This window comes from Haliea salexigens DSM 19537, assembly GCF_000423125.1.
In the GTDB taxonomy this organism is placed as follows: Bacteria; Pseudomonadota; Gammaproteobacteria; order Pseudomonadales; family Halieaceae; genus Haliea; species Haliea salexigens.
In genome coordinates this window covers 205,340-213,901 of record NZ_AUHJ01000007.1, presented here as the reverse complement: position 1 = coordinate 213,901, position 8,562 = coordinate 205,340, and the positions used below count along the sequence as shown (strand labels likewise).

Sequence of the window (8,562 nt, the reverse complement as noted above, 5' to 3'; positions counted from 1 at the left end):
ATCATGAACGCTTTCTGGCCTTGCTGTGAGCCAACGGCTATGCGGTAGGAGATGGAGCTGCCCAGGATCTGTGGCATGGCATCGGTATCCTCGGCGGGGTCGAGGTCCAGCCAGGCACTCTCGGTGTCCTGTTCCAGCAAGCCCTGGCGCTCGAGGCAGCGGCCGACGCGCTGGCTGATCAGTTGAACCAACTCCTCCAACTCGCCTTTGTCCGGTGCCTTGACGCGTTGAAATCGGGGTGGTCGATTGTCGCGATACACATAGACGCCATCCAGAAACAGGATGTGGAAATGTAAGTTGAGGTTCAGGGCGGAACCGAAGCGCTGGATTAGCGTTACGGCCCCGGTAGCGCCATCTTTGAGTGAGAATCCGGCCTTGTGGATCAGGTGGGTGGAGATCGCCCGGTAAACGATGCCCAGCACCTTGCCCATGGCTTGGGGGTGGGCGGCAAACAGGTAGCGCAGGGGAAAGGGGAAGCTGATGACCCACTGGCGAAGCGGGACATCGGGAAACACCTCATCGGCCAGAAGGGCGGCGGTCTCGGCCATGCGGCGGGCGCCACAACTGGGGCAGAACCCGCGCTTCTTGCAGGAAAACGCCACCAGCCGCTCGAAGTGGCAGTTGTCGCAGCGCACCCGGAGAAAGCCGTGCTCGAGGCGACCGCACTTCAGGTAAGCCTCAAATTCCCGGTGGACATGTGCAGGTAGGGATTTACCCTGCTGGGCCAGTTGGTCCACAAGGGCGGGGTAGTGCGTTTCGACGAGATGGTAGAGTAGTGTCTGCTCGGGTTGATGGCGCTCGTAGGCGGTTTTGCTGAGGCCATCGCTGCCTTGTGCCAACATGGTGGTTCCGTCTCGGATCTCCATTGTGCGGAACGAGCCAGATTGGGGCGGCAGCACGAGGAATGCCACGTCTGAAGCGCGCGGTGAAACTGCTTTAGGACATCAGATCTGGCCCGTGTACGCTCGCGTCGGCGGGCCAGACGGGAGAGAAACTCGGCGGCTGAATGAGTCAGAGGGCAATTTGCAGCCGGTAAGCGGATGCGCTCAAGTCACTGCCAGGCGCAGCGGGTAGTGACGTGGGCGCCCGCGCATTCCGGCAATAAACGCAGCAACACTTCTGCTCCATGCGAATTCAGGAGTGGTTCCACTGGACCCACTCCATGAAGCACCTAAACTTGCGAATTTGCGGGCTCGAACTCGCGCTTGCTACCTCAGAAGTCGCTTCCCCGACCAGGTACTGACTACCACAGCGCCAGACGTTCGATAAAAAGCACTTCCGATTCCGGTCGAGTTTTCTGTGACAGCCGTATTTTGGGTTCGTATAGTAGGCTCCAACACAGAATTTTGTCGCTGCCACTGCGCTTAAAGTGGTAAGGAAGACCCCACCTTGCGAAAGCAAACGGGGTAGGTAGTTTCCGGCGTTATTGGAATCTGCTGAATGCGTCCCTTCGGACCTTTATTGACGCAGCGGTCAGTCATGACCGGGTCCATCTTCGAACCATCGCGGTGCCGCATCGTAGGGTATCGCTCTTTCTAACCTCTCCCCCTAGATACGGGGATCTGCTCCATAACTGCTGTTGATGTCAGGGCGCTTGTGCCCTGACGTATCTACAGTTTCTTCAACTCTGCAAACGCACTGGCGGTCAGTGCGTTCTGCTCTTTTCACATAAGGAGGTAAGTCCACTCCAGCCTTTGGCTGGATAACCGTTGGTTTGCACGGGCCAGTTTTCATTCGAAAACACACCGTGTTGTCTAGGGCCAGACACATTCAGGTCAACCGGGATTGGTGTCCCGTGATCGTACCGCTAGGCGGACCTGCGCAGCTTCTGTTGCCAGGTGATCAGAAACACTCACCGAAGGAAACAGCACTATGCGAGACCTGAACTACCAACTGAAACTGTTATGCAAGCACAGCCATGAGGGCAGCTTCGAAACGCGCGTGGGTCGGGAAAGACAGCTCAGCGCCATTGCCAACCAGTTACATGACCTGGGCTTCAGACAACTGAAGGCCACGTCGCTCAAACAAAAGCATGTCCAGGCGCTGGTGGATCAGTGGCTGCAACAAAACCTCTCCCCCGGGACCATCAAGAACCGGATGAGTTGTTTACGCTGGTGGGCTGAGAAGGTGAACAAGCGGGCCGTGGTGGCCAGCGCCAATGACTTCTATGGAATTCCGGACCGGCAGTTCGTGTCCCATGAGAGCAAAGCAAAAGACCTGGCGGAGGAACAGCTCGCTCAGGTCAAGGATGAACACGTACGCATGAGCCTGCGCCTGCAACAGGCCTTCGGATTAAGACGAGAGGAAGCCCTGAAGATCCAGCCCCGCTGGGCGGATCGCGGAGATCACATGCAACTGAAGTCCAGTTGGACCAAGGGCGGCCGGGAACGCACGGTACCCATCCGCACCCCTGAGCAGCGAGCCGTGCTGGAAGAAGCCAAACGACTGGCCGGCCTGGGTTCCCTGATTCCCGGGGGCCGCAACTATATTGAGCAACTGAGAATCTACGAGCGCCACACCGCCAATGCCGGGCTATCGAAAATGCATGGCCTGCGCCATGCCTATGCCCAGCAACGCTACCTGGAACTCACCGGCTGGCAGTCCCCTCATTGCGGTGGACCTTCCAGAGTGCAGCTCACCAAGTCGCAAAGGGATATCGATCAGCGGGTTCGGCTGACTATCAGCGTGGAGCTGGGCCATGTCAGGGAACAGATTACCGCAGTCTACCTGGGCCGATAGCGATGCAAATCCAACCCCGCCTGATACGCCTTCGCGACGCCCCGATCTACTTGGGCATGGACCGCAACCGCTTTAACCGGGAGGTGCGCCCAGCCCTGACCGAAATTGCCATCGGCCGACAGGGCGTCGCCTTCGACCGCCTTGAAATGGATGCCTGGGTGGACCACTATATGCGGTGCAACGGGCGTCCCCCACTGAATCGAGGAGATGAAGTATGGGACGCAATCGAAACTCCGGGCTACGGAACCGGGGCGGGATCTGGCATATCGACAAGCAGGTCCTCGGCCACCGCATTCACGAAAGCACTGGAACGAGTGAACTCAAAGCGGCGGAGCTGATGTTGGCCCGCCGCATTGAGCAGATCAGGCAGGCGTCAGTATTTGGAATACGGCCGGTGCGCATTTTTCGCGAGGCAGCCACGCGCTTCCTTGAGGAGAACACCCACCTCGCTACCATCCGAACCTACGCCTTCCATCTGAAAGAGCTGGACCCCTACATCGGTGAACTGCCGTTGTATCAGGTCCACATGGGCACACTGCAAGCGTATATAGATAGAAGGAAGAAGGAGGGCAAGAAGAACAAGACCGTGAACGGCGCCCTGGCCACGGTACGCAGGGTACTCAACCTGAGTGCCCGGCTGTGGCGCGATGAACACGGTTTGACCTGGCTGGAGTCGGCGCCATTGATCCAGCTGTTGCCGCTGAACGATGCACGGCGCCCCTACCCGCTGAGTTGGGAAGAGCAACACCGGTTGTTCAAGGCGCTGCCGGATCACCTGAGCAGGATGTGTCTGTTCAAGGTAAATACCGGGTGCCGCGACGGCGAGGTCTGTAGCTTGCGGTGGGATTGGGAGATCGATGTGCCGGAACTGGGCACCGCGGTGTTTCTCATTCCAGGAGAGAAGGTCAAGAACCGGGAGGATCGGTTGGTGGTACTGAATCGGGTAGCAAAGTCAGTGATCGAAGGCGTGCGTGGGCAACACCCGGAGCGCGTCTTCACTTACTACGGCCGACCAGTGCGCAGCATCAACAACAATGGCTGGAAGTCGGTTCGGCGCAAGCTGGATATGCCCATCCGTGTGCACGACCTGAAACACACCTTCGGTCGTCGTTTACGCGCGGCAGGAGTGCCATTGGAAACCCGGAAAATATTGCTGGGCCACAGGAACGGCGATATCACCACGCACTATTCAGCGCCGGAGTTGGAGGAACTCATCAAGGCAGCAAACAGGGTGTGTGAAGGAAAGTCCGGCAAAACTCCGGCACTGGTTGTGCTGAGACACAGGACGCTGAGCGCGTCATCGCGCTAAGCATCTGATACAAAAAGGTGGAATTGGTGGGCCGTGCTGGATTCGAACCAGCGACCAATTGGTTAAAAGCCAACTGCTAAAAACCAGCTAAAGGCGCATGAATGCTATGATTGAAACACGTCACCTGTCCCTTTCAAGACCATCGAAAGGTTGCGCAGACACCAGCAACAGCGCGGAGTTAAAAGATTCAATGGGACAAAAATTCCCTGAAATATTGCCCGAAAAGCCTAGGGACTACTGGCCCGCAGACCCATGGGAAAAGAAAACCCAGATCCACCAATGGATCAGCGAAAACAAGCATCGATTTGCCTTCAGCCGAGACAGGATCATAGCGCAATTTCAGGAATACAAAGGGGTGCGGCCTGGACCGAACTTGGCGGGGATCTATGTGCTCGGCCTTTCTGGCGACATTGGGTATGTTGGCAAGGCAACGTCAATTGCGCGGAGAATGTGGGCGCACAAGCTGGACAGGAAGCACTTCACTCACTACTGGTGCCTGACCGGCATTCCCCAGGACATCATTGGCGAGGTGGAGGGTTTCTTCATCGAAACACTTGAGCCGGTATTGAACTCTGCGAGAGTTTGGGCGGGTGAACAGCTTCACGAATACGCAGCCGAAATAAAGCGGGACAGAGAAAATCTTGTCGGGCCAATCTATCCACCACCATACTTCGACTGACCACTTCACCCCCCAACACACCCCGCCAGCACCCCTCGCAGCACCTTCTCCATCGCCCCGCAGTGCTCCCGATCAGCCAACAGCGCACCGATCAGATCCCCATCACTGACACCCGGCCGCAGCTGGTCGACTGGGTAGATCATCGGGGCTGGGATGTCGCCGGGTTCCAGGCACTCGGCCGGGACGCGCACCTTCACTTCCACCGGCCGATCGACGTATTGTGTGCGGGTGCAGCCGGTGAGCACACCAATGAGCAAGCACAGAAGACCGACAAATATCAGCATGTCGAGAATATGCCCGAGCCTCGGGGAGTTGTAGAACTGCAGAACGCGTATCCAGATAAATCGAATCATAAACCCAACGCCTCGCGCACCCTATCAACCGCACTCACACAATCCTGCGGCCAATCCTCACGCAGTCTAGCATAGTCATCCTGTGCGCCCCGCAACGCCACCAGCGCCGCGTCACGCGCGCGCAGAGCATCCGCCCGCACTCGTGCCGCCTCACTGGCTGCAGCGTCCACCGCATCGTTCTGGCGCTGTATCTGACCCTTCAGCGTGGCGGTGTTGGCGGTCTGCACGGCCAGATCACCCTGGCACTCCAGCAGCTGCATGCGTAGGGCCGCCGCCTGTGCCCGATACCCCAGCCCAGTAACCCACTGCCACCCGGCAAACACCAGGAGAGCGATCAGGGTGAGCCCGACGATGTGGGGCAGGTAGGCTTTCAGGATGGTCTTCATGGCGAGTACATAATGGCGCTCAGCGCAAAATAGGGAGGAGTCCACGAACCTGAAGCCGCTATCCTGTGCCTGTGACTAATGCTGTTGGAGTGACTGAAACTGGATTTAAATGCAGACGACTGGCTAGCACCACCACGGTGACTATGCGACACGCTGGAGCCGCTTCCGTCGATAGCAATCGTATTGTCACCGGACACTGCCCCCTCGTTCCCCTCCGCAGCGATCTCTACCAATCGGTCCTGTATGTTAGGCGTCCCATTTGTGCCGTCACAGATAACCCACCCGGAAGGTATGGTTCCATCAGTGACTTCATCCCAGAACCCAATCACCCCGGGCAGGACCGGTATCGGCTGGGTTGCCCGGTACATAGCCACGCGGCACCGTTTCACGTTCCGATGAAGCTCAAGGCTATATGTGTGACTGTGCGCCCCACCTCCACCCTCCTTGCTGTACACCACATCAGTGGTGGTGAAGTCGCTTTCACCGCTCTGCCTGGTCCAGTGGTCGTGGGCGTCGTTATCTGTTCCAGATGTCATGGAAATAAACTTCGATGCAACACCAGCATTGTTCGCCGCGACTTCTGCCATAAGCAGCCGACCGGCTTCGGATGTAAGGCGTGACATGCCCGCCGCAAGAAGCCCCGGCAGTCCAAGAGGGGTTATCTCGTCAGGGAAAGTCGAGGCGGTGCTCCCTGTTTTTTTGGCGAGCCTAAGCTCTTTACGATATAAGTTTGGTGTTATAACCCCCGTGCTATATGTGTGAGCATGCGTTAAATCTGGGGGTGAAGTCGGGATTATCCGGGAAAGCAGGTTCGGGCCAGGCGGGTTGCTAGTACCAACAAATGAGCTGAAAGAACTTCCACCGTGAGAGTCTACAGATTCCGTGTCTCCACTCCAGCCCGCAAACGTTTCACTGCCGCCCGTATCACCTGAGTCATAGGTGTTGCCCGCACCCATAATAAACCTGCCGTCCGCAGCAGTGTACGCCTCCCATCCAGATGGTACTGTGTTACCAGAGAGCGGCATGATTAGCCCGACAGGCACCACACCAGCGTCTTCTGGAATAAATATAGCTTCCGGGTAGTGGGTTTGGTCGTAACGCAAGCCCGTAACCCGATGGCGTCCGTACCCCACCAAGTCAACGGACTCCACTTTTATAAGAATGTTGACGCCCCTGGGCTGGCTGAACACTCTGAGTGTATGACCTGGCCTGTGGCGCGCTCCTATATCGGTAGTGACGAAAGAGGCCCGAACTCTGTTTTTATATCGAGCAACACGACTGGACGCCTTGAGCTGGGCTTCCTCCAGACGAAAAACTCCAGGGAAGTCTAGCGTGGTTTCAAGTAGCTTTGTGCCGCCATCAACAACTCCAGGAAGCTCCTCGTAAGTAATTGCATCGGGCCATACAGCAGAACCGATAGCCTGGTCAGTGTAGCGACTGAACACGCGAGTCGGGTTGTCCCTGTCATCAAGCCCCTCGATATTGAGTGTGCCTTTTACCCATTTCGTGACGGTCCAGTAATAGGACTGCACAGACACATTATCGACGCTTCCGTTAAAGTCCGTAGATGTAATGATTTCAATTAGCGGATCACCGGAGACAGGTTCAATAGCAACGGAGATTGAACCGGATGCACTTACCTCATCTACTTCAACCCCGCCCACCTCAACAATGAAACTGCCAGCCGAAACCGTGGCATCAAGGGAAAGCGTCACGGGTTGGCCTATCGCTAACCCAGTCAAGACCTGAGACAGAACAGCGGCGCTGCCGGGATTGCTTGCGCTGGCAACGCCAGAGCCGACAGTCCAGCCAGAGCCGACGGTCCAGCCATCAGCGGACGAGAAATCACCGTCGGTAACGTATTCCTGGCCCTCTGCTGAGGTCACAGCCGAGTCAGGCACGATCTTTACAGAGGCCCCCTCGTTGTACCGTATGCAGTCAGCATATGTCGCCAGCAGGTCGATATATTCGTCAGTCCGGCGAGGCTGAGAAAGGGAAATAGAGATCTTGCAACGCTCCACACCGCTTATTATCGCGTCACACCAATCGGCTGCATCATCCAGACCAGAAACTGATCCACCAGTTCCGTATATTGGATTCCTTACCAGATCACCGAGACACAAGGCCGTATTGTCAGAGTAAAACTCATTGGTATCGCCTATGTATCCACTGACCTCATAGGTTCGGCTGGTGTTTGTGGGCCACGCATCCTCGTCAGTGTATGTTTCGGCTGTCGTCCAAGATGACCCGTCTTCTGAATATTGCACCTGAAATGTGCGCGGCATGCGGGCTGCACGGGTGGCGTCTCCTGAGCGCATGAGTATTTCTGCAACATCAACTGGAGATGCGAACTCGTAGGCGATCCACTGCGGACCCGATGCGCCCAGTGAGCTAGACCAAAACGTAGAATTATTGTCATCAAACGCTTTGTCCGCATCATAGTTTGAGTTTATCTCTGTCGATGATGTGGCTGTCCCGCCTCCAGTCTGGTCACCACTCCCCGGGTTCGCCCGTATCTGAATCTCGTTAATGGACGCAAAATAGGAGTCGCCGGTTCGCGTTGCAGTGATGTAAATTCGCCAGTGCTTTGCCCGAATTGGCCCATACTCGGCCACTTCGTCAGGGTCGCGAGGATCGAAGACGCATCGGCCCTTAACGACAGCCTGGAATCGCGGCGCGCCATCAATCTCCCCAGATGGAATACGAAAAACCGAATAGCAAACACCTATATCCCCAGATGGGGTACTCAACACCATGGGATCATTGAACGCTGGGATGGCTGCTGCAAGCGTGACATCTACACCCTGAGAGCTTCGCCCGATATAGTGCGACTGCGAAACCCCGGCGGGCACAGGCTCATCGTTTATGTATACGGCCTCAACTTCCTCGTGCTTTCCAAGCCCCCAAATAACACAAACAACAAGATCTCCAGATATAGACCCCACTGGCCCGATAATCCCAGGAACGCTGACGCGCCCGTAGTTGATTGGAATAATGGTGTTCTTGCCAGCCACCTGCATGGTGCGCCTGCCAGAGAATGACTTTAGGGCCGACGCAGGAAGCCGCCCATTTGCACGGTACATGGTCACTTCAGGA

Annotated in this window: 7 protein-coding genes; 3 read left to right on the top strand and 4 right to left on the bottom strand. The window is 56.7% G+C overall.

The genetic code is table 11. The features are described 5' to 3' along the window. Positions 1 to 842, bottom strand: an 842-nt coding sequence (locus tag G533_RS0110315; RefSeq protein ID WP_035527475.1) for an IS91 family transposase, incomplete at its 3' end; no start/stop codon positions are given. A 1,030-nt stretch (positions 843 to 1,872) separates the two neighbouring features. Between G533_RS0110315 and G533_RS0110310 the strand changes: the two genes are divergently transcribed. The 3 genes from G533_RS0110310 (at position 1,873) to G533_RS0110295 (ending at position 4,727) form a co-directional block, all read left to right on the top strand. Next, complete coding sequence (locus G533_RS0110310; RefSeq protein ID WP_027949878.1) at positions 1,873 to 2,739, top strand: phage integrase N-terminal domain-containing protein; 867 nt, start codon at positions 1,873 to 1,875, stop codon at positions 2,737 to 2,739. A 214-nt stretch (positions 2,740 to 2,953) separates the two neighbouring features. Beyond that, positions 2,954 to 4,048: a tyrosine-type recombinase/integrase gene (locus G533_RS0110305; protein WP_027949877.1), complete on the top strand. Its 1,095-nt coding sequence runs from the start codon at positions 2,954 to 2,956 to the stop codon at positions 4,046 to 4,048. A gap of 106 nt (positions 4,049 to 4,154) precedes the next feature. Next, a complete protein-coding gene (locus G533_RS0110295; RefSeq protein ID WP_144079848.1) occupies positions 4,155 to 4,727 on the top strand; it encodes a hypothetical protein in 573 nt (190 codons plus the stop codon). Between the two features lie 5 nt (positions 4,728 to 4,732). Here G533_RS0110295 and G533_RS21535 read toward each other — a convergent pair whose 3' ends face one another. Genes G533_RS21535 through G533_RS0110280 form a run of 3 tightly spaced genes read right to left on the bottom strand, consistent with a single transcriptional unit; the run spans position 4,733 to position 8,480 of the window. Further along, complete coding sequence (locus tag G533_RS21535) at positions 4,733 to 5,080, bottom strand: hypothetical protein (RefSeq protein WP_035527473.1); 348 nt, start codon at positions 5,078 to 5,080, stop codon at positions 4,733 to 4,735. Next, complete coding sequence (locus G533_RS0110285; protein ID WP_027949875.1) at positions 5,077 to 5,466, bottom strand: hypothetical protein; 390 nt, start codon at positions 5,464 to 5,466, stop codon at positions 5,077 to 5,079. Before G533_RS0110285 ends, G533_RS21535 begins: the two co-directional genes overlap by 4 nt. Continuing rightward, positions 5,463 to 8,480 (bottom strand): discoidin domain-containing protein, encoded by a 3,018-nt coding sequence (locus G533_RS0110280; RefSeq protein ID WP_158413411.1) that lies wholly within the window; start codon positions 8,478 to 8,480, stop codon positions 5,463 to 5,465. Before G533_RS0110280 ends, G533_RS0110285 begins: the two co-directional genes overlap by 4 nt. Positions 8,481 to 8,562: the final 82 nt, after the last annotated feature.

Excerpts from the sequence above, each read along its gene's own strand:
- G533_RS0110285 (WP_027949875.1), bottom strand. The coding sequence starts at position 5,466 with ATGAAGACCATCCTGAAAGCCTACCTGCCCCACATCGTCGGGCTCACC.
- G533_RS0110310 (WP_027949878.1), top strand. The coding sequence starts at position 1,873 with ATGCGAGACCTGAACTACCAACTGAAACTGTTATGCAAGCACAGCCAT.
- G533_RS0110295 (WP_144079848.1), top strand. The coding sequence starts at position 4,155 with ATGATTGAAACACGTCACCTGTCCCTTTCAAGACCATCGAAAGGTTGC.
- G533_RS21535 (WP_035527473.1), bottom strand. The coding sequence starts at position 5,080 with ATGATTCGATTTATCTGGATACGCGTTCTGCAGTTCTACAACTCCCCG.
- G533_RS0110305 (WP_027949877.1), top strand. The coding sequence starts at position 2,954 with ATGGGACGCAATCGAAACTCCGGGCTACGGAACCGGGGCGGGATCTGG.